Annotated in this window: 22 protein-coding genes; 11 read left to right on the top strand and 11 right to left on the bottom strand. The window is 52.3% G+C overall.

Translation table 11 applies throughout. The annotated features are described in order from the left end of the window. The first annotated feature begins 428 nt into the window (after window positions 1–428). A complete protein-coding gene (locus AC6HVW_RS19505; RefSeq protein WP_071681683.1) occupies window positions 429–1,259 on the top strand; it encodes a winged helix-turn-helix domain-containing protein in 831 nt (276 codons plus the stop codon). Continuing rightward, the gene (locus AC6HVW_RS19500; RefSeq protein WP_071681681.1) at window positions 1,243–1,716 is read left to right on the top strand and encodes a YqeJ family protein; all 474 of its coding nucleotides are present in this window, start codon (window positions 1,243–1,245) and stop codon (window positions 1,714–1,716) included. Before AC6HVW_RS19505 ends, AC6HVW_RS19500 begins: the two co-directional genes overlap by 17 nt. A gap of 333 nt (window positions 1,717–2,049) precedes the next feature. Here AC6HVW_RS19500 and AC6HVW_RS19495 read toward each other — a convergent pair whose 3' ends face one another. The 3 genes from AC6HVW_RS19495 to AC6HVW_RS19485 form a co-directional block, all read right to left on the bottom strand. Further along, window positions 2,050–2,286: a DUF4282 domain-containing protein gene (locus AC6HVW_RS19495; RefSeq protein ID WP_021181593.1), complete on the bottom strand. Its 237-nt coding sequence runs from the start codon at window positions 2,284–2,286 to the stop codon at window positions 2,050–2,052. 195 nt (window positions 2,287–2,481) lie between these two features. After that, entirely contained in the window at window positions 2,482–2,709 is a 228-nt protein-coding gene (locus AC6HVW_RS19490) for a sulfurtransferase TusA family protein (protein ID WP_071681679.1), read from the bottom strand. Between the two features lie 5 nt (window positions 2,710–2,714). Then, window positions 2,715–3,749 (bottom strand): YeeE/YedE family protein, encoded by a 1,035-nt coding sequence (locus AC6HVW_RS19485; protein WP_071681677.1) that lies wholly within the window; start codon window positions 3,747–3,749, stop codon window positions 2,715–2,717. A gap of 234 nt (window positions 3,750–3,983) precedes the next feature. Here AC6HVW_RS19485 and AC6HVW_RS19480 point away from each other — a divergent pair, with 234 nt between their 5' ends. The 3 genes from AC6HVW_RS19480 to AC6HVW_RS19470 all read left to right on the top strand — a co-directional run bounded on the left by AC6HVW_RS19480 (window position 3,984) and on the right by AC6HVW_RS19470 (window position 5,575). Continuing rightward, window positions 3,984–4,262, top strand: a complete 279-nt coding sequence (locus AC6HVW_RS19480) for a type II toxin-antitoxin system TacA family antitoxin (RefSeq protein WP_059199145.1) — start codon at window positions 3,984–3,986, stop codon at window positions 4,260–4,262. Then, the gene (locus AC6HVW_RS19475; RefSeq protein WP_059199146.1) at window positions 4,253–4,735 is read left to right on the top strand and encodes a GNAT family N-acetyltransferase; all 483 of its coding nucleotides are present in this window, start codon (window positions 4,253–4,255) and stop codon (window positions 4,733–4,735) included. Before AC6HVW_RS19480 ends, AC6HVW_RS19475 begins: the two co-directional genes overlap by 10 nt. A gap of 147 nt (window positions 4,736–4,882) precedes the next feature. Beyond that, entirely contained in the window at window positions 4,883–5,575 is a 693-nt protein-coding gene (locus AC6HVW_RS19470; RefSeq protein ID WP_497569644.1) for an HAD family hydrolase, read from the top strand. On the opposite strand, the gene AC6HVW_RS19465 is transcribed toward AC6HVW_RS19470, so the two are convergent. The 8 genes from AC6HVW_RS19465 to AC6HVW_RS19430 form a co-directional block, all read right to left on the bottom strand. Further along, entirely contained in the window at window positions 5,569–5,784 is a 216-nt protein-coding gene (locus tag AC6HVW_RS19465; RefSeq protein ID WP_186486913.1) for a hypothetical protein, read from the bottom strand. The two genes, AC6HVW_RS19470 and AC6HVW_RS19465, sit on opposite strands and share 7 nt — an antisense overlap. A gap of 252 nt (window positions 5,785–6,036) precedes the next feature. Continuing rightward, complete coding sequence (locus AC6HVW_RS19460) at window positions 6,037–7,281, bottom strand: vWA domain-containing protein (protein WP_497569643.1); 1,245 nt, start codon at window positions 7,279–7,281, stop codon at window positions 6,037–6,039. Window positions 7,282–7,473: 192 nt separating this feature from the next. After that, window positions 7,474–8,049, bottom strand: coding sequence for a TerD family protein (locus AC6HVW_RS19455; protein WP_021807716.1), 576 nt, complete (start codon window positions 8,047–8,049; stop codon window positions 7,474–7,476). A 72-nt stretch (window positions 8,050–8,121) separates the two neighbouring features. Further along, window positions 8,122–8,700, bottom strand: a complete 579-nt coding sequence (terD, locus tag AC6HVW_RS19450) for a tellurium resistance membrane protein TerD (RefSeq protein WP_021807715.1) — start codon at window positions 8,698–8,700, stop codon at window positions 8,122–8,124. A gap of 57 nt (window positions 8,701–8,757) precedes the next feature. Continuing rightward, a complete protein-coding gene (locus tag AC6HVW_RS19445) occupies window positions 8,758–9,801 on the bottom strand; it encodes a TerC/Alx family metal homeostasis membrane protein (protein ID WP_021807714.1) in 1,044 nt (347 codons plus the stop codon). Window positions 9,802–9,824: 23 nt separating this feature from the next. Then, a complete protein-coding gene (locus AC6HVW_RS19440) occupies window positions 9,825–10,280 on the bottom strand; it encodes a tellurite resistance TerB family protein (RefSeq protein ID WP_046808047.1) in 456 nt (151 codons plus the stop codon). A gap of 23 nt (window positions 10,281–10,303) precedes the next feature. Further along, the gene (locus tag AC6HVW_RS19435) at window positions 10,304–11,458 is read right to left on the bottom strand and encodes a TerD family protein (protein WP_021181600.1); all 1,155 of its coding nucleotides are present in this window, start codon (window positions 11,456–11,458) and stop codon (window positions 10,304–10,306) included. Next, the gene (locus AC6HVW_RS19430) at window positions 11,458–12,045 is read right to left on the bottom strand and encodes a TerD family protein (RefSeq protein WP_021181601.1); all 588 of its coding nucleotides are present in this window, start codon (window positions 12,043–12,045) and stop codon (window positions 11,458–11,460) included. The genes AC6HVW_RS19435 and AC6HVW_RS19430 overlap by 1 nt, the downstream gene beginning before the upstream one ends. Before the next feature lie 324 nt (window positions 12,046–12,369). Between AC6HVW_RS19430 and AC6HVW_RS19425 the strand changes: the two genes are divergently transcribed. From AC6HVW_RS19425 to AC6HVW_RS19400, 6 genes are read left to right on the top strand one after another with little or no spacing between them, the layout of a single operon-like run. Then, window positions 12,370–13,434, top strand: a complete 1,065-nt coding sequence (locus AC6HVW_RS19425; protein WP_071681667.1) for an ATP-grasp domain-containing protein — start codon at window positions 12,370–12,372, stop codon at window positions 13,432–13,434. Between the two features lie 3 nt (window positions 13,435–13,437). Further along, entirely contained in the window at window positions 13,438–14,568 is a 1,131-nt protein-coding gene (locus tag AC6HVW_RS19420; protein WP_368439088.1) for a phosphoribosyltransferase domain-containing protein, read from the top strand. Beyond that, window positions 14,561–15,334 (top strand): HAD family hydrolase, encoded by a 774-nt coding sequence (locus tag AC6HVW_RS19415; RefSeq protein ID WP_071681663.1) that lies wholly within the window; start codon window positions 14,561–14,563, stop codon window positions 15,332–15,334. Before AC6HVW_RS19420 ends, AC6HVW_RS19415 begins: the two co-directional genes overlap by 8 nt. A 1-nt stretch (window position 15,335) precedes the next feature. Continuing rightward, window positions 15,336–16,415: a cysteine protease StiP family protein gene (locus AC6HVW_RS19410; RefSeq protein ID WP_071681661.1), complete on the top strand. Its 1,080-nt coding sequence runs from the start codon at window positions 15,336–15,338 to the stop codon at window positions 16,413–16,415. Further along, entirely contained in the window at window positions 16,415–17,371 is a 957-nt protein-coding gene (locus tag AC6HVW_RS19405) for an HpcH/HpaI aldolase/citrate lyase family protein (protein ID WP_071681659.1), read from the top strand. Before AC6HVW_RS19410 ends, AC6HVW_RS19405 begins: the two co-directional genes overlap by 1 nt. A gap of 2 nt (window positions 17,372–17,373) precedes the next feature. Further along, the gene (locus tag AC6HVW_RS19400) at window positions 17,374–17,847 is read left to right on the top strand and encodes an HTH domain-containing protein (RefSeq protein ID WP_368439085.1); all 474 of its coding nucleotides are present in this window, start codon (window positions 17,374–17,376) and stop codon (window positions 17,845–17,847) included. Window positions 17,848–18,192: the final 345 nt, after the last annotated feature.

Raw genomic sequence — 18,192 nt, 5'->3', positions numbered from 1 at the left:
TGTTCTTATGTTATTGATATTTGATAACAAGCAAGGCATTAATGTGTTGTTTTAACATGTTAATTTTAAAAGAGAAAATTCTTAGAAAGAGCCTAGGGATCATTATCATTCATCTCCTTGATAGGTCAAATATCTAGATTAGAGGAGGTGGGATGCCTCGACCTTCTCTTGTTGCTACTCATATTAGGAAGAAACCGAGAAAGGTAGTAGTGACGTTTCCTTATTGTTTCTGAAAAAACAGTGAGTACCTCAGCTAAGAAAATCGCTGAGGATAAAAAATACAGCCCAATAAAAATTACCATAACCAATTGATTAATAACAATATTAAACTTTACATGGTCGCCATGCTTGTTGGTGACGCATTAGCTTATTTTCATCTATACTTGTATAAGAAATAAAAGTGCGAGTATAAGAAAAAGCGTAAGCATATGAATAAAATAGAAAAATATAAATTAAGCGATATGGTTTTCTTCTTTCCAGAAGAAAGCGTTCTTATACCGATAACTGACCATGGGACACAGGTTTCATTGACTTCACATGCTTGCGCTTGCCTTTTGCTGCTTCTAGAAGGTCGTGGGGAATTAGTCAGTCAAAGTGAATTTTTTCTTCATGTATGGGAAAGTAAAGGACTTTATGTAACGCCAAATACCTTTTATCAGACTATGTCTATTCTTAGGAAAGCATTAAGAACCTCAGGGATAAATGAAAACGTTGTTAGGACCGTATCGAAGCAAGGCATCAAATACATCGGGAAAATTGAGGTCATCGTTGAGGAGTCCCCATCTCAGCATCTTGACGATGAGAGGGGAGACGGAGCAGTGGCAACTTCTGCTGTTCCAGAGAGTGATCCTCCCCAAAATGATATGGATGTAAGTGAAAGTTATAGCTTTGTTATAAATTCAAAACACATTGAATTCATAGTTTTTTTGACTGCATGGCTGTTCTTTATTATTTTTCTATCTTTATTTTTTAGGAATCTAAATGTAAATGGTGATTTTTTTTCAAATTATGTAAAGATTGGTAGAATTAATGAATGTCTTGTCTATGCTGATGCATCGACTTCCCTCAGCAATCGAAATTATTTTTCTGACTATTTGGTAGAAAAAAAATTCTCTTGTAAAAAAAATCAGATTGCCTACTTAACAAAGAGTCTATCTCGTCTGAAAACATCCATTGTTCTGTGTGATGACAATGTACAAAAAATTTCTTCCTGTGTAACACATCATTTTATCGAGAATAATGATGGAAAAACTGACTAAGTTGATAATGTATGCATTACTTGCTGGAGTGATTTTGTCTCCTTTTATTGCCAATATTTATTTAATTTATAATAAAAATAATTTTTCCTGTGAGGCTAAAACTAATACTCAACGAGGGGACGTGCACTATTTGGCCAGGATTGTCTTTCATTTTAAGGGAGGGGCGGGTGAGTTTCATATGGTTGGTACGTATATTGGGCTAGATAATGTTCTGCGGAAGGTAGAATGGAATGCTCCGTTTACTTATACCCGAGATGAAACAGGCAGAACGTTGCTGCTCTCCTCTGAAAGTATTAAGGATAATGAGCTTGCCATGCTTCTTAAACCTGTTATTTCCGATTTTTATTTATTTAAGGACCGAGAATTAAATATTATGTTATCTCCTCAGGGAAATGAGGGTTATGTGTTCATTACTGATGGAATCCCTGTACTTTTATGTGTGAAAGTAAACACATGACATATTTTTATTCGTGCCGGGGATCTTTCGTTTTTTGGCATTACAGGACGCTGAACCTCATTCTGGCAGGTTGGCATAGAGAGCCGTCAACTTACATACGAGGCGTTGCGACAGACCTGTTGTATAACACATTAACGCTAAGATTTCACAAGTATGCTTTGCCGTCAGTACTATTCCTGCTAACTGGTATCTTGATGACAAAGTGGCAATGTTGCTGAATTTGTAGAAATCGAGCTGTACCGACCTGGCTAACCCACTGATTACCCCGACAGGCGCAGTACGCTGCGCCTCTGCGTTGTGAGCCCCATGAGGGCATGTCTGCCGTTCACCACATTACGGCTTTTCAGCAATCTTGCGTAGGTACTCGTTATTTTTGAAGGCGATGATCACCATTTCAAAACAGACACGGGTAAAGACACCGCCAATGATCATGCCCAGTAGCCCACGGAAAAACTCACCATAGAACATCGACCCGATGCCACCGACCAGGATGCCCAGCAGGCAAAGCCAATAAACGCCGGTAATGATTTTCGGCGTCAGCATCGCATCAAAAAAGAAAATATTTTTCATTGTGTATCCCTTCATTGGTTAAGGTTGACCGTTCCTGAGCGGCAAAGTGCCCTCAAGCTGGAATTAAGTATACTGGCCAAAGATGACAAAAGGTAAGAAGATGTGATGGATTGTTATCCCTACGTTTAAGGACGTAACGATGCTCAAGTCTGCTCTACTCGGAAATAACTCCCAAGTGAGAGCAGATAGCCTAACCTACCCCTTCTGAATACTAATCTGCCAGCGGGCATCACCGGTCTGCTGGAAATCCGTCACGCTGTGCCCTGCTTCAACCGCCCAGCGCGGCAGGTTTTCCGTGGCTTGAGCGCAGTCATATTCAATCACCAGCATGTCGCCAGAACCCAATTGTTCAATGTGCTTTTTGGCTTCCATCAGCGGGAACGGGCAAAGTTTACCGGTAGTATCCAGAGTGATCGTTTTCATAGTCCTCAAGCCTCTTTTGTTTTATTCGATTGGTTCGGAAGAATAATGGTGAAATAGCTGACCAGCCAGCTGCCTAACAGGATGCACGGAATAAACAGCCAGCCCTGCCACGAGAACCAGGCGGTGTTGACGATGGTATTACCCAGCATACAGCCGCCAGCGAGGCCGCTGCCGATCCCCATTAGCCCTCCCCCAAACAGACTTTTGACCATGGTCGGGAGGCCGGGCGAACGCAGCCGCAACTCCTGACTACCCCAGGCAGCCACCAGCGCACCGGCAAAAATCCCGATCAGCAAGTAGCCCGCCCAGCCAAAGAAGCCGGTTTTACCCTCGGTGATTAACGAGAACAGCTGTGCGCTAGGGCCGCTGATGCCCAAACCGCCGACCCTGCCCGACTCCAGGCTGGAAGGCCATGCCAGCAGAGCAATCACGCCGATCAGTACGGCACTGACGAAGGGATGCCAGCGTGCTTCGAACAGCCAGTGGGCAATGCCCTGCTTGCGCGGTTTGGGTTGTGGAACGGGGAAGGATTTACGTTGCAAATGGCGCCAGACCAGCACGCCCGTCAGCACGGTTAACACCACCACCGCAGGCCAGGGAGACATGCCGAACGTCTGCATCAGCGAAGCGTCCGGCAAGGCCGGGGCGTTGATGGGGGCGAACAGTTGTTTGCCATCCGGCTGGCGGATATACCAGCTAGCGACCACAAAACCGACCACGGCAATCATGCTGCCAGCCAGCCCCTCAGCAGCTCGGTAGTAAGCGCCGGTGGAGCAGGAACCCGCCAGGCCCATGCCGATACCGAAGGTGACGCCACCGACCAGCGTCGCCAACCAGCGGAAATCCCCTCCGGGGATCTTGGCCCAGCCGAGGGCAACGAAGGCGAACAGACCGATGCTTTGCAGGGTGATGATAATGAGGATAGCGAGGGTCATGCGCCCGTCGCGGAACAGATAAAGGTCTCTCAGACCGCCAGCCATACAAAAGCGCCCGCGTTGCATGATAAATCCAAGAAGGAACCCCAGAAACAGACCTGTCATAAGGGAAAAGCTCCTTTTTTATGGCTTATGCCATATCCAGATTGTAAACAGCGTGCCCTGGGTAGGGCGCAGGCATTTTACGCGCTAGAAATCGAGAAGTCATACAAACAGAAGGGATATTGAGGGCGCGATCGAATTATTGGATTTTAGATCCCAAGGCTCTACCACTGCGTGTGTAGCGTTTTTGCATACACAGTGTATAATTGTATATCACTTTACTACACGGATACGACGATGAAACCTGAAACTAGAGAAGCCCCGATCAATATTCGGGCAAAAGCGTCTCAACGCGACCTGATCGATATGGCTGCAAGTCTCTTGTCGAAATCGCGTACCGATTTCATGCTTGAAGTGGCTTGCCGCGAGGCGCAGGACATCCTACTGGACCAGCGTTTGTTTATCTTAGACGACGAACAGTATGATGCGTTTCTGACCGAACTGGATGCGCCTATCACCGCTGAACGCCAGGCCCGTATTAACGACCTGATGAGCCGCAAATCGCCATGGGAATGAAAGCTCCCGAGCCCTTGTCATCCGGGCATAACCTCGCTGACTTTTGCAGTTCAGAGCCGATGCTTAATGAGTGGCTGAGAAAGAAAGCGCTTAAAAATCATAGCGCAGGAATTTCCCGCGTTTATGTTATTTGCGCAGAGGAAACCCATAGGGTCATTGGATACTATTGCCTAGCAACGGGTAGCGTTCAGAGGAATACCGCCCCCGGAGCTTACAGACGCAATGCGCCAGAGTCACTTCCAGTTATCGTTCTTGGCAGACTTGCTATCGATCAGGCGTACTCAGGTAAGGGTCTGGGGGTCGCATTGTTAAAAGACGCGATATTTCGGACAAATAATATTGCTCAACAAGTTGGCGTGAGAGCGTTAATTGTTCATGCATTGAATGAAGAGGTGCGAAACTTCTACATCAAGTTCGCCTTCTCCCCCTCCCCTGAACACCCACTGATGCTGTTTTATCCAATAAAGCTTTAGTGCCAAAATACCTTATCGGCATCATTCGTATAGCTTTTGGGTTCTATAGTCTAGCGTTGGCAAAAATTCAGCCTGCGGGGGAGTTCTGCTATCATCCACCAGATTGGGAAAACGCCCGGTATTGCACAGTAGAGGTATGATTTAAAAATGGATACAGAGGCAAGTCGTACAACGCAAGTTTTGTCGGTTTTTGATTTTGACGGAACGCTGACTCACCACGACAGTTTTATCCCATTCCTGCGTTTCGCTTTTGGCCGGCGCGTATTTGCCCGTCGCTTATTGCGGCTGGCGCAGCCTGCATTAAAGCATATGCGCAAAAAACTCACCCGCGACGAGCTAAAAGAAACCCTGATTAAGGTTTTCCTGACCGGGGTTGATGAGCACTGGTTCCGTCAGCAGGCGGAAGCATTTTGTTCGGCCTATTGGACCAGGCTGATGCGCCCTTCCGGGCTGATTGCGGTTGCCATGGAGGTCAGTTCCGGCGCTGAAGTCACGATTTGTTCTGCTTCACCAGCCCTGGTGCTACAGCCGTTTGCCGATCGTTTGGGCATCAAGCTGATTGGTACCCAGTTGGAAGTGGTCGACGGGAAACTCACCGGGCGCATCACCGGCCATAACTGCCGCTGTGGGCAGAAGGTAGAACGCCTGGAAAGTATCTACGGCCCATTGGGGAACTATCATCTCAGAGCCTGGGGCGATACCCGTGGGGACTACGAACTGTTGGCGGCGGCCCAGGACGCGCACTGGCGGCATTTCCATCCGGCCTGGTCAAAGCGTCGCTCTGCGGTCAAAAGGTTGCGCGTCGTGGAGCCTAATGTCATCAGCAAGACCGATCAGTAAACGTAAGAACTCCCAGCTCCAGCGATCCCTATTTGCCCCTCACCCCAACCCTCTCCCACAGGGAGAGGGAGCTGGAATGGTGCAGTAATCAGGTATCTTGCTCGACCTACTCCCTGAGCAAAAAAAGCTGGTACGGTGACGAGAACGATAAAAGAGATCTGATTCAGTGCGGTGGTCAGGTAGATTTCTGCAATCAATTGCTCACTCATCGATCCCCTCTCCCTGTGGGAGAGGGAGTTGGAATGGTGCAGTAATCAGGTATCTTGCTCGACCTAATCCCTGAGCAAAAAAAGCTGGTACGGTGACGAGAACGATAAAAGAGATCTGATTCAGTGCGGTGGTCAGGTAGATTTCTGCAATCAATTGCTCACTCGATCGATCCCCTCTCCCTGTGGGAGAGGGTTAGGGTGAGGGGCACCACTGTACGTATATATTTTACTTAACCAACTGTTATTACTAAGTTAAATAATAATCCGGTCCGCCTTGGCCGCGTCATACCACTCTTTAAACTCTTCCAGCAGCAGATCGTACAAACGATCTTCTTTCATCGTGGCAAAGTCGTCAATCGCGAAGAAGTTGGTGTTATCCACCCGGCGATCGGTGAAGGTATCCAGCTTTTCCAGCACGCCGTAGTTCGAGCCACCCAGGCCGACAAACTTCCAGAAAATCGGATAGTTGGCCGAACGCTTGATCGCCTCTTTGATCTGGCGTGTTTTACTGATGCCACCGTCGGTAATAAACACCACGTATACCGGCATATCGCTGTGTTTAAACGTATCGATCAGCTCCTCCATCACCGGCGGCTCATTATTGGTGCCGCCCAGTTTTGGCAGGATCTCCCACATTGAGCGCTTGCCGCTGCCCTGGATCGCCTTGATATAGCCATCAAGATTATCCAGCGTCACATCGGGATATTTGGCGTGTTTTTCGGCAAAGCCCCAGACGTCCATCGAGCCGTCATCATCAAACTGCACGGCCAGCACGGCGATGCGATCCAGTACCGCCTGCACATTGCCCTTTTTGAACTGCCCAGTCATCGATCCTGAAGCATCCAGTACGAACGCAACCTTGGCTTTTACCGACTGCAGATTGAATTTTGCTAGGCTGACGGTGACGTTCTTCGCCAGGCTCACCAAATGCGGTGCTTTGTCCTGTAGTTTTTTCTCTAGGCTGACGGTCGGCGGCGGAGAAGCAGGCACTGCTGGCTGAGCCACATCAACGCCATAGTTTAACGCCAGCGGCTCCAGGCCACCGTTAAACCCTTGCCCCAGCGCGCGCAGCTTCCAGTTACCGGCATGGCGATAAATTTCAGCGACAATCAGCGCTTTCTCCTGGCGGCCCGGGGTTTCTACGCTGTATTGGGCAACGTTCTGCGCATCCATTTTCAGGTGTTGCAGCCCAGAAATCGCATCAGCACCATCAATCACCAAAGTGATGGCAATCTTGCTGACATCAGCGTCAATTTTGCTTAGATCTAACGAGAGGGTACTGCTTTGATGGGTGGTTTGTAAAACGACGCTGCGGTTGGGGGTAGCGGTTTGATTGAAGAAGATAAAATCGGCATCGCCACGGACTTTGCCCTCGGCATTCAGCAGGAATACTGCGGTATCAGGCTCACTCTTAAAACCAGGGTTGGCGGGGTACTGCAGGGTCAGGTTGAGCTGGGTGCCATTGACCACCAAGTTCTGGCCGGACTGTAAAATCATCAGGATAACCTCCTGTTAAAATAGCTTTTCCATAACGGGGATATTGATGGTGGGACTGGGCAAGGGGAGTGTGTAATCCCCCTCACCCCAACCCTCTCCCACAGGGAGAGGGGCTGATGCGGAGCCATAATCAGATGCAGGGGTTTATCTGTAGCCCCTGACCTCGGTTCTCACACTGGCAACGAGCCTATCTTAGATATTCACGCCATGCTGTGAAGCCAGAGCGGACAGGCCACCGGCAAAGCCTTGACCTACTGCCTTGAATTTCCACTCGGCACCGTTGCGATACAGCTCACCGAACACCATCGCGGTTTCGGTAGAAGCATCTTCGGACAGGTCAAAGCGGGCGATTTCGGTGCCGTTATCGTTGTTGAAGATACGCATGTAGCTGTTGCTGACCATGCCAAAGTTCTGTTTACGCGCTTCAGCATCATAGATGGTGACGGCGAAAACCAGTTTCTTGACTTCAGCAGGCACTTTGCTCAGCTCAATTTTGACCTGCTCATCGTCGCCATCGCCTTCACCGGTGCGGTTGTCGCCCTGGTGCTCAACGGAACCACAGGCACTCTTCTTGTTGTTGAAGAAGATAAAGCTGCTGTCGCCCAGCACCTTACCGTCATCACCAACCATAAATACGGAGGCGTCCAGGTCAAACCCTTGGCCATCGGTGACACGTGCATCCCAACCTAAGCCAGCCATGGCAATGTTCATGGTGGGTGCTTCTTTGGTCAGGGATACGTTACCGCCTTTTACGAGAGAAACTGCCATTTTAAAGCTCCTGCTTTGTAGGGGATGGTACGGGCAGTAGTGTACTGCCCGTCATATTAACTAGCTTGTCGATCAGGAGGCGTTGATGCCGTACTGAGCACACACGGAAGCCAAGCCACCGGCATAACCCTGACCTACCGCGCGGAATTTCCACTCGGCGTTGTTGCGATACAGCTCACCAAACAGCATGGCGGTTTCGGTGGATGCATCTTCTGTCAGGTCATAACGGGCCACTTCGGTTTGGTTGTCATCGTTCACCAAACGGATAAAGGCACCGGATACCTGGCCGAAGCTCTGACGACGAGCCTGCGCATCGTGGATAGTGACTACAAACACGATTTTGTCGACATCAGCTGGGATCATATCCAGTTTGATTTTCAGAGATTCGTCATCGCCGTCGCCTTCACCCGTACGGTTGTCACCGGTATGGGTAACGGAACCGTCAGAAGAAGTCAGGTTGTTATAAAAAATGAAGTCAGCATCACCGCGCACTTTCCCGTTTGCGGCCAGCAGGAATGCAGAGGCATCCAGGTCAAAGTCTTGACCATCGGTGGAGCGTGCGTCCCAACCCAGACCAATCAACACATTCTTCATGGTTGGGGCTGCTTTACTCAGGGAAACATTGCCGCCTTTAGATAAAGAAACACTCATTGTTCTAACCTCTCAAAAAAGTAAACTCATGCGAATTGATTTCAGCTGGATAGGAGATCAGCTCTCCTTTTTCTCCTCGGCGTCGGGTTTGCCTGGGAACATGACGCTCGCGATAATACCGACCGCAAGAACGCCCAGCACGACAAACAGGCTCGCCGTTGCTGAAATGCTGTACCCATGATGCCAGATGTGGTCGGTGGCATTAAGACCCAGTTTCACCGCAATGAAGAACAGCAACACAATAACGGCTTTTTCCAGATGCGTCAGGTACTGCTTCAGGGCTTCCAGCACAAAATACAACGTACGCAGGCCGAGGATGGCGAACATCATGGCGCTGTAGACAATCAGCGGCTCACGGCTCACGGCGATGATGGCCGGTACCGAGTCAAACGCAAACATCACGTCGGAAAGCTCAACCACAGCCACACACAGCATCAGCGGTGTAGCGTACCGCCAGGCTTTGGCACCACGGCCAATCGTCACATCTTTGTTTTCCGGTTTAGCCAACTCTTCATCAACTTCTTTCTGGCTTAACAGGAAAGCGTGGCCTCTGAGCTTCGGCCAAATCGGGAAGAACCGTTTCACCATGCGATACGCCAGGTGCTGCGAGTAGTCTTCGATCTCATCACCGTCATCGCCGCTGCGCAACATCATCACCGCCGTCCAGGCCACGATCAGCGCAAAGACAATTTCAACGTATGGCCCGAGGCTGAGCAAACCGGTACCGATGGCAACGAAGATGCCGCGGAACACGATAGCCCCGATAATGCCCCAGTAGAGCACGCGGTGACGGAAACGATCCGGCACGGCGAACCAGGAGAAGATCGCCATCATGACAAACAGGTTATCAACCGACAGCACTTTCTCTAAGGCATAACCGGTGACAAACAGGCTGGCCACTTCGGCGCCGTGGTGGATATACAGGAAACCGGCAAAGGCCATCGCTATGGCAACCCAGAACACAGACCATAGGGCTGCGCTCTTCAGCGAAATAGGCTTGTCATCGCGGTGCATAAACAAGTCGATAAAAATGGCCCCGACAGCCAATACAATGAAAACAATGACGGTTTCGGTCGGGAAGCCGATGTGCGTGGATACCATATTAACCTTCTGAAGATATTACATTAAAGACCGAATTCGGCCGCATCAAAGCCCAGAGCAGCCACGATTTCGCGTACCGCTTTTTGCTCATCCTGGTCGAAGTCACCGTCGCTTTTGGCTACGGCGATACCCACACGGATGGCCAGTTGGGCCGCTTCCGGCTGATCTTTCAGCGCCAGGATGTACTTCATGGTTTCACCTTTGCCGATTTCGACATCGAACTCGAAGCTGGCGATCAGCTTGTTAAAGAATTCGATGACTTCAGAAGTCTCGAACACTTTCAGCTCATCAGATGCCTGGAGGAACCCAATCATCTTCTGTTTTTCTTCAGCGCTGACACCGCCGCTGGCCACGGAGATACGGGCGCACACGGCCACGGTACCCTGCATGAACTTTTTGTTCTTGAAACGGCTAACCTGCTTGGTCAGCTCGTCGCGGCTGGCACTGAATGCCCCTTTAACCTTGTTGAAAAAACTCATGGTGGAATCCTCTGTGAAATTGATTACTTTGACCCTGCTCTCCAGCTGAAACCCCAGCCGAAAGCCTGATCCATGTCACTGTGACCGTTAAAGAAGCGGTTAACACGCTCAACCTTGATGCTACCGTTCTCGTTAACCAGGCGCGCAATCGCACACATGTTGCGGTTGTTCTGGCCTTCCGACATGCGGGTTTCAATCGGTGGCTGGTCTGGCACGTGCAACGTCACCACGCCGTCCGTTTTATCCCAGCTCGCGACCCCTTCGTAGATGAAGGCATAAACCAGCACTTCGCGGATATGTTTCCATTCGCGCCCGTTGATATGCAGCCATTCGCCGTCCGAGATATCACCGGTGCGGTCATCGCCTTGCAGTTGGACAAACGGCTCGCGGTTGTAGTCACCAAAACGCTTACCGAGCGCCTGGATCACCGTTTTTTCCCCGTTGGCCATTTCAACAAACGCCCCGAGATCGAGATCGACGCCCTTGTTCGAACTGAACATCGCCCGTAAACCCGTCGGGCCGCTGCCGCGATGCCAGTTCAGGTTGATACGGATTTCCCCAAAGTTATCCCGCTTGGTCAGGCTGATAGCCGGTTTTTCTTTGGTTAACGATACTTTGCTCAGGCTGATTTTAGCTGGCTCCGGCGTTGGGGCCGGTGCAGGAGCCGCTGCCGGGGCAGGAGCATCCGCCACATCCACACCAAAATGTTCAGCCAGCGGTTTCAGCCCGCCGTTGAAGCCCTGAGCGATAAAGCGGAACTTCCATTCGCTGTTGCGACGATAAAGCTCACCCAGGATCAATGCGGCTTCCTGGCGGCCATTCAGCTCAACGGTGCCCACCAGCAGCACTTCGTTATCCGCTTCAATCTGGATCAGCAAACGTTGCAGGCCCGAGACGGTCTGAGCCCCTTCACAAGTCACCGTAAAGGCGACTTTCTGCACGTCTGGGTGCAAGCGGCTGACGTCTACCGCGAAGTTGGAGTTATGACCTTCTTGGGTCAGGGCAACCGTGGCGTCATCGCTCTTGGGCTGACCATAAAAGATCATGTCCGCGTCGCCCTTCACTTTGCCATCGGCATACAGGCGGAAAGCGGAGGCATCAACCGGTGCGCCGGAAAGCACGCGCACCTTCAGTAATTTAGATGGAACTGGGGCATTGGCCCCCGGAGTCATATTCATTAGCGCACCACGGTAGCTTTGATGTCTGCATGCATGTCATCAATGGTTCTGCCACTGCAGGCTTTGCCATGCGCGGTAAAATCCCATTGGCCATTGTTACGACGAAGTGAAGCAATCACGATGCCGGTATGAGCGCCCTGCTCTTTCAGCTCATAACGCGCCAGTTCCTTTTTGGCCTGATCGACCACGCGGCAAAACGCGTTTTCCACATCGTTGAACGACTGCCCACGGAAGCTGTTGACGGTAAAGGCCAGGTATTCCACCTGAGCAGGCAGTTTTGCCAGCTCGACCAGGATGACTTCGTCATCGCCATCGCCTTCACCGGTCAGGTTGTCGCCGCTGTGCACCACTGCGCCGCAGCGAGACTTAAGCTGGCGGAACCAGATGGTGTCGAGGGTATTGCCATCTTTATCCAGCAATACGCAGCCAGCATCGAGATCGATGGCATCACTGCCGCCGCCGAACATCTTGCTCAACAGGCCGCCTTTCTTCTTGATCGGATCCCACCCCAGGCCGAAGTGCAGCTGGTTGATGGCAGATGACTGCTTGCTGAGCGAAACGGTCTGGTTCTTGGTTAATGACACCATGGTTTAAGTTCCTTCAAGTTGGTATTGAAAACAGTGATTTTTTTACACCAAATTCCATGAGTAGAAAATCATATCATGATGGTGTTCACGCACAACCCCATTTTTGCTGACTATCGAGCTAACTTTAGTTAAGCCTATATTTTTAATGAATTTATTTTTTATTACACAGGGTAACTTTTTGGCTACAAAATTCATTTTACGCCACTTTTCAACGTATTTTTTCACTTCTAGACTGACATCATGTTATGATTGACATCGCCATCGGGTGGCCTCAACCCACAGCGATCCTTTTAACCATCAAGCCTTGAACGGAAAAAAACAAAAATGACACTCAAAATGTGGCTTATGGAAGGTTTATCTTCCCAGCGGGATATTATTCAGGGCATCGTTTCATTGGTGAAAGCCAAGCAAACTGCCGTGACGGTGGTTGCCTCACACCGTAATGAACGTAACGAGATCCTCTCCCAGGCAGACATCGCCTTGTTCGAACCGAAAGAAGACGAACAGCGGCTACCCTTCATTCTGTCTACGGTGAAACAGTGCGGTATCAATGCCATCCACACGGGCCGTAACACGCAGTGGTTCGAAGCTCATCGCCAACAAATCGAGGCTGCCGGAGTCACACTGACCACCGGTGCCACCAGCCAGGCGATGTTTGAGCTGGCCGATGACAAAGTGGCATTTGCCCAGGCCATGGAGCGGCATGGGTTGCCGGTCGTCCCCTCTCTGCGTATTGAGTCGGTAGCCGAGCTGCGCGATCTGATTAGCCGTTCCCCTTTCTCTGGCGCGCAGCTGTGCGTCAAACCGGTGAAGGGTATTTATGGCATGGGATTTTGGCGTTTTGATGAAAGCGTGGGCCCGATGGCTGCCTTTACCCATCCGGAAAACCGCAAAGTGAACCCGCAGCGCTACCTCAGCGCGCTGGCGGACGCTGGCGAGTTTGAGCCACTGGTGCTGATGCCTTACCTGCCTGGCCCTGAATACTCCGTCGACATGTTGGTTGATCGGGGCACGGTTCTGGCTGCCGTCGCACGTAGAAAAGAAGGGGCGCTGCAATATCTGGAAAACCACGGCGAGGCGTTTGAACTGGCTAAAGCCTGTGCCACCGCGATGCAGGCCGATGGCCTGGTCAACGTGCAAACCCGCAACGACACCAGCGGGCGCCCGGTACTGCTGGAAATCAACCTGCGCCCGTCTGGCGGTATCGGCTATACCCGTTTCAGCGGCGTCAATCTGCCGGGCCTGTTCGCCCTGTATAAGCTTGGCGTAATGAGCCAGCAGCAAGTGATTGATGAGGCTAAATCTGCATTCTCCCCAGCGATCGTCCGTTCTATTACCGATGTCGTCAGATATCACCCCGAGCTCGACAACCTGCTGGTGAAGGACTAACCCATGCTAAATACCTATTCCCGCACGCTGTCCTGCGGCACGCTGAAAGTAACCCCAACGGGCGGCACGATCGCGCTGGATGAGCTGTTTGACATAGCCGAAAGGCGCAACCCGAAACGCGCGTTTCTGTTCGTCAGCAAAGTGTTGGGCCGCCATATTCCGGTGAAGCCGAGCGTCATGCGCGCCGTTTATCAACAATTGGCCGCGTTATTCCCGGCCTGCGATCAAGGCCCGGTGCTGTTTATCGGCATGGCGGAAACCGCCGTCGGATTCGGTGCAGGTGTGTTTGACGAAGTCCGGGGCAACGTTAGCGACCCGGTATACCTCACCTCTACCCGCCATCCGGTAGAGGGGGGTGAGCTGCTGTGCGAATTCAAAGAAAATCACAGCCACGCCACGGACCACCTGCTTTATCTGCCACAGGATGCCGAACTGCGCCGCCGCGTGCTGGAAGCCAAAACCGTGGTACTGATCGACGATGAGGCCACCACTGGCAACACCTTCATCAACCTGCTCCAGGCTTTACAGCAGGATGCCGGGTTACACAACATTGCCCGCGCCATCACCGTCACGCTGACCGACTGGAGCGGCGATGCCCTCGCCCAACGCAGCCCAATCCCGATCCAGTATGTGTCACTGGTTCAGGGTGACTGGCACTGGGAAAAAAATCCCGATGCTCCGGTGCCGGTGATGCCCGCAGTCAACGTTACCGCCACCGGCAGCGTGCCGATCACCGGTAAACAAAGCTGGGGCCGCTTGGGCATCTCATCGCCAAGTGCGGATTTGGGGCGCGATATTCAGACGCATCCAGGGGAGAAATTGCTGGTGCTGGGCAGCAGCGAGTTTGTCTGGGAGCCCTTCCTGCTGGCTGAACGCCTGGAAAAACAAGGGGCCGAGGTTAAATTCAGCTCCACCACCCGTTCGCCGATTGCCACCGGGTTCGCCATCCAGTCCGCCATCGCCTTTGGCGATAACTATGGGCTGGGCATCCCCAACTTTGTCTACAACGTGGCCCACCAGCAGTTTGACCGGATCCTGTTGTGTATCGAAACTCCTGTGGCAAGCGTTGATCCCGCGTTAATTGAGGCGTTAAAACAGGTCGCCCCAACCGTTGAGGTCGTAAGCTATGAATAAGCCGGTCATTTTCTCCGATCTGGACGACACCCTGTTCCAGACGCGCCGCAAGATGGTCGATGAGCTCGACCTGGCCCCGTATCGCACCGGTGCCTTGGATCGCAGCCTGGAACCACGCAGCTTTATGACCGAAGAACAGTCGATGCTGGTGGACTGGATGCTGGAACATGCGGAGCTGATCCCGGTCACCGCACGTGGAACGGAAGAGATTGCCCGGGTGAGTATCCCGTTCAAGTCATGGGCGGTTACCACACACGGTGCAGTGATCCTCAACCCGCAGGGGCAGCCAGACCCGGCATGGCAGGCGCTGATGCTGGAAAAACTGCAACCTTATGCAGCTGACCTGCTGGCGATGCAGCGCAAGATCACCGAGCTGATGGCCGAACGCAACATCAATGGCTGGGCGCGTATCAACTATGAATACGGCGACACGCCGGTCTATCTGGTGATGAAGCACCGCGATAGCACCCGCCTGGACGAGCTTTACGCCATCGCCGATGAGATTGAGCAGTTGTTCCCTACCGACGGCTATTACGTCCACCGTAACAGCAACAACGTGGCCTGGTTGCCGACCGTGGTAGAGAAAGGGCTGGCCGTGACCTTCCTGCTGGAAAAACTGCGCCTTGAGCGCGGCGTGTTCCCGGTTATCGGGTTAGGCGACAGCCTCAGCGATCATCGTTTTATGAAGCTTTGTACCTGGTTTGGCCTGCCGCGCCAGAGCCAGTTTGCCGAAGCGATCTCCCGCCATATTTTCGGAGAGCAGTAATATGTCTGATTTTGTGCCCTTTTCCGGCTCATACCTGCCCGAGGACGTTCACTTTCTGCTGCAACCGGTAGAAATGGAAATGACGCCGGTCGATCAGAAAGAACAGCTGATCCAGTCCGGTGCCCGTCACTACTCGGAGATGTTGAGCCAGGAACCGGAGCCGACCCCTTCACACCTCGACCTGTTTGCCCGCGCACTCGATCAGGGAGCAGGACGCCTGGCGAAAGAAGTCTCGATGCTGGCCCTTGCGCTGATTGAACGGTTCGGTGATACGCCGATTGTGCTGGCCAGCCTGGTACGTGCCGGTGTCCCACTGGGGGTGATGCTCCAGCAAACGTTGCGAGCCATGGGCAAAGAGTCGTATCACTACGGCATCAGTATCATCCGCGACCGGGGCATTGACTCGGTGGCGCTCGACTGGATTGAAGCGCGCCACGGCACCGAAGGGATAGTCTTTGTCGATGGCTGGACGGGCAAAGGAGCCATTACCGGCGAACTGATCCGCTCCCTCAACAACCGGCCTGGCTATCCTGCCCAGCCCCGTCTGGTGGTGCTGGCCGACCCGTGCGGGTGTTCGTGGCTGGCCGCCAGCGACGACGACTGGCTGATCCCGTTTGGCATTATGGGCGCGCCGGTTTCCGGCATGATCTCACGCTCCATCTGGTCAAACGAAGGCCTGCACGGCTGTGTACAATGCGATCATCTCGCCCAGTTTGAATGCAGCCGTCTGCTGGTAGATACCGTGGCGCAGTATCGCGCGACGCTAGACACAGCGGCGCTTGAGCCCTGCACACAGGATGCAGAGAGAAAGGCTTACCTGAAACAACAAAGTGAGAGGGTGGTTAACCACCTCGCCGAAAAATATCAGGTTGCCAGCATTAACCGAATTAAACCAGGGATCGCAGAGGCTACGCGCGCTGTGCTACGCAGAGTACCGGATCACGTTTTGGTCCGTGCGGTAGACGATCCCGACGTCGCGCTGCTGGTCTATCTGGCACGCGAAAAGGGGCTGACCATTACCGAAGTCGGTGATGAGATCGGGCAGTACCGTGCGGTAACTATTATCAAGAAGGTGCTCTAATGAACCAACGACTTTCCCCTTGGCGGCTGGGTGCTTCACTCTATATGCCCGCCACCAGAACCGATATCGCCGATACGATCCTCAATAACAAGATCGCCGGTTTACGCTCGCTGATCGTCTGCCTGGAAGACGCGGTCAGCGACGAAGATATTCCCCAGGCGCTGGACAACCTGCGCGAACTCACCCAGACGTTGGCCCAAGCCAAGGCAACGGAGGGCAATGACCACTGGCCGCTGGTGTTCGTACGGCCTCGCCATAAAGAAATGGGTAAACAGCTGCTAGCGAGCATGGATTTCAGCGCGGTGGACGGCTTGGTGCTGCCCAAATTCACGCTGGCTTCGCTGCCTTACTGGTGGAACATGATGCAAGATTCGCACCTGTGCATGATGCCCACGCTCGAGACAGAAGAAGTGTTTGATGTGGTGCAAATGCGTGAGTTAGCCAACACCCTGCATCACCATCCGTGCTATCGGCGCATCATCGCCCTGCGTATCGGTGGCAACGATCTGATGAACGTGGTGGCACTCAGAAGGCCGCGCAACCTGACGCTGTATGACGGCCCGATGGGCTATGTGATAAAAATGCTGGTTGCCGTGTTTTCCCCGCGTGATTTCGCCCTGACGGCACCGGTTTGTGAGCATATTGACGATCATCAGATTATGGATAGAGAATTGGCGCTCGATATCGCCCATGGCCTGGTCGGCAAGACGGCGATCCACCCGAATCAGATCGGCAAGATCGAAAAGGCGTTGATGGTGCAGGCAAACGATCATACCGATGCGCTGCGGATCCTCAACTCCTCACAGGCGGTGTTTAAATCGCAGGGAACCATGTGTGAACCGGCAACGCACCGCCGCTGGGCGTCAGAGATCCTAGCGCGTGCTCAGGTATATGGAATTGCCAACGAGTCATCTCAGGAAAGCCACCGGTTTAGCATCAACGCAGGCAGTCATTAATCATGCAACTCAATACGCGACAGGCACGGATCTATAAGCTGGCCATTTTACTCAGTGCGGGTAAACCCGTATCCGCTGACAAGATCATCACTGAGTTAGACTGCTCGGGGCCAACCCTGACACGCGTGCTTAAGGAACTGAGAGAGTCCTACGAGGCGGAGATCAAATACCGCAAGGCCACCCATTCCTATCAGTTGACGCAGCCAGGCCATCTGGACAAGAAGAACTTTCGCCGTATGCAGGATGCGTTAGCGGCCAATTCTGAGCTGAAAACCGGTGAAGTCGTCAGCCGTGTCTATCTGGATAAAGAGAAGAAGAAAGCCGTGTCGCTGTCATTAAAAATGTCGGTGCTACGCAAAATCGATCGCTTATCCAGAGTGACGGAAACGACCCGCAGCGAAGCGGTGGATATGGTTGTCGAGCGCTGTATCGATGACCTGGTGCGCAGCATTCAGGCCAGCAAGCAAAAACCGTAATACCTTCCCCTCACCCTAACCCTCTCCCACAGGGAGAGGGGACCGATCGAGCAAGTCTGAAAACTCGGAAACGCACCTTGGATAAGGGGACCGATCGAATTTCCTCTTTACTTCCAAGTTAAAGATCAACTCCCGCCCACGACCACGACTCCGCGCTGGCTCCCTCTCCCTGTGGAAAAGAGGATGCCGTGCTACAACTCAACGACATCCACTCTATCAGCCCTGTTACAGATCAACTCCCGCCCCCGACCATAACTCCGCGCTGGCTCCCTCTCCCTGTGGAAAAGAGGATGGTCCGTGCTACAACTCAACGACATCCTCTCTATCAGCCCTGTTACAGATCAG

The sequence above is a fragment of the Serratia sp. NCCP-200 genome (genome assembly GCF_059697885.1).
The sequence above is the reverse complement of the archived record's forward strand: the minus strand, read 5'-3'. Positions and strand labels throughout refer to the sequence as shown.

Coding starts and splice junctions, on each gene's coding strand:
- AC6HVW_RS19440 (WP_046808047.1), bottom strand. CDS start 10,280: ATGAGTTTTTTCAACAAGGTTAAAGGGGCATTCAGTGCCAGCCGCGAC.
- AC6HVW_RS19495 (WP_021181593.1), bottom strand. CDS start 2,286: ATGAAAAATATTTTCTTTTTTGATGCGATGCTGACGCCGAAAATCATT.
- AC6HVW_RS19475 (WP_059199146.1), top strand. CDS start 4,253: ATGGGAATGAAAGCTCCCGAGCCCTTGTCATCCGGGCATAACCTCGCT.
- AC6HVW_RS19405 (WP_071681659.1), top strand. CDS start 16,415: ATGAACCAACGACTTTCCCCTTGGCGGCTGGGTGCTTCACTCTATATG.
- AC6HVW_RS19445 (WP_021807714.1), bottom strand. CDS start 9,801: ATGGTATCCACGCACATCGGCTTCCCGACCGAAACCGTCATTGTTTTC.
- AC6HVW_RS19485 (WP_071681677.1), bottom strand. CDS start 3,749: ATGACAGGTCTGTTTCTGGGGTTCCTTCTTGGATTTATCATGCAACGC.
- AC6HVW_RS19400 (WP_368439085.1), top strand. CDS start 17,374: ATGCAACTCAATACGCGACAGGCACGGATCTATAAGCTGGCCATTTTA.
- AC6HVW_RS19480 (WP_059199145.1), top strand. CDS start 3,984: ATGAAACCTGAAACTAGAGAAGCCCCGATCAATATTCGGGCAAAAGCG.
- AC6HVW_RS19505 (WP_071681683.1), top strand. CDS start 429: ATGAATAAAATAGAAAAATATAAATTAAGCGATATGGTTTTCTTCTTT.
- AC6HVW_RS19490 (WP_071681679.1), bottom strand. CDS start 2,709: ATGAAAACGATCACTCTGGATACTACCGGTAAACTTTGCCCGTTCCCG.
- AC6HVW_RS19465 (WP_186486913.1), bottom strand. CDS start 5,784: ATGAGTGAGCAATTGATTGCAGAAATCTACCTGACCACCGCACTGAAT.
- terD (WP_021807715.1), bottom strand. CDS start 8,700: ATGAGTGTTTCTTTATCTAAAGGCGGCAATGTTTCCCTGAGTAAAGCA.
- AC6HVW_RS19430 (WP_021181601.1), bottom strand. CDS start 12,045: ATGGTGTCATTAACCAAGAACCAGACCGTTTCGCTCAGCAAGCAGTCA.
- AC6HVW_RS19470 (WP_497569644.1), top strand. CDS start 4,883: ATGGATACAGAGGCAAGTCGTACAACGCAAGTTTTGTCGGTTTTTGAT.
- AC6HVW_RS19435 (WP_021181600.1), bottom strand. CDS start 11,458: ATGAATATGACTCCGGGGGCCAATGCCCCAGTTCCATCTAAATTACTG.
- AC6HVW_RS19425 (WP_071681667.1), top strand. CDS start 12,370: ATGACACTCAAAATGTGGCTTATGGAAGGTTTATCTTCCCAGCGGGAT.
- AC6HVW_RS19415 (WP_071681663.1), top strand. CDS start 14,561: ATGAATAAGCCGGTCATTTTCTCCGATCTGGACGACACCCTGTTCCAG.
- AC6HVW_RS19455 (WP_021807716.1), bottom strand. CDS start 8,049: ATGGCAGTTTCTCTCGTAAAAGGCGGTAACGTATCCCTGACCAAAGAA.
- AC6HVW_RS19460 (WP_497569643.1), bottom strand. CDS start 7,281: ATGATTTTACAGTCCGGCCAGAACTTGGTGGTCAATGGCACCCAGCTC.
- AC6HVW_RS19410 (WP_071681661.1), top strand. CDS start 15,336: ATGTCTGATTTTGTGCCCTTTTCCGGCTCATACCTGCCCGAGGACGTT.
- AC6HVW_RS19500 (WP_071681681.1), top strand. CDS start 1,243: ATGGAAAAACTGACTAAGTTGATAATGTATGCATTACTTGCTGGAGTG.
- AC6HVW_RS19420 (WP_368439088.1), top strand. CDS start 13,438: ATGCTAAATACCTATTCCCGCACGCTGTCCTGCGGCACGCTGAAAGTA.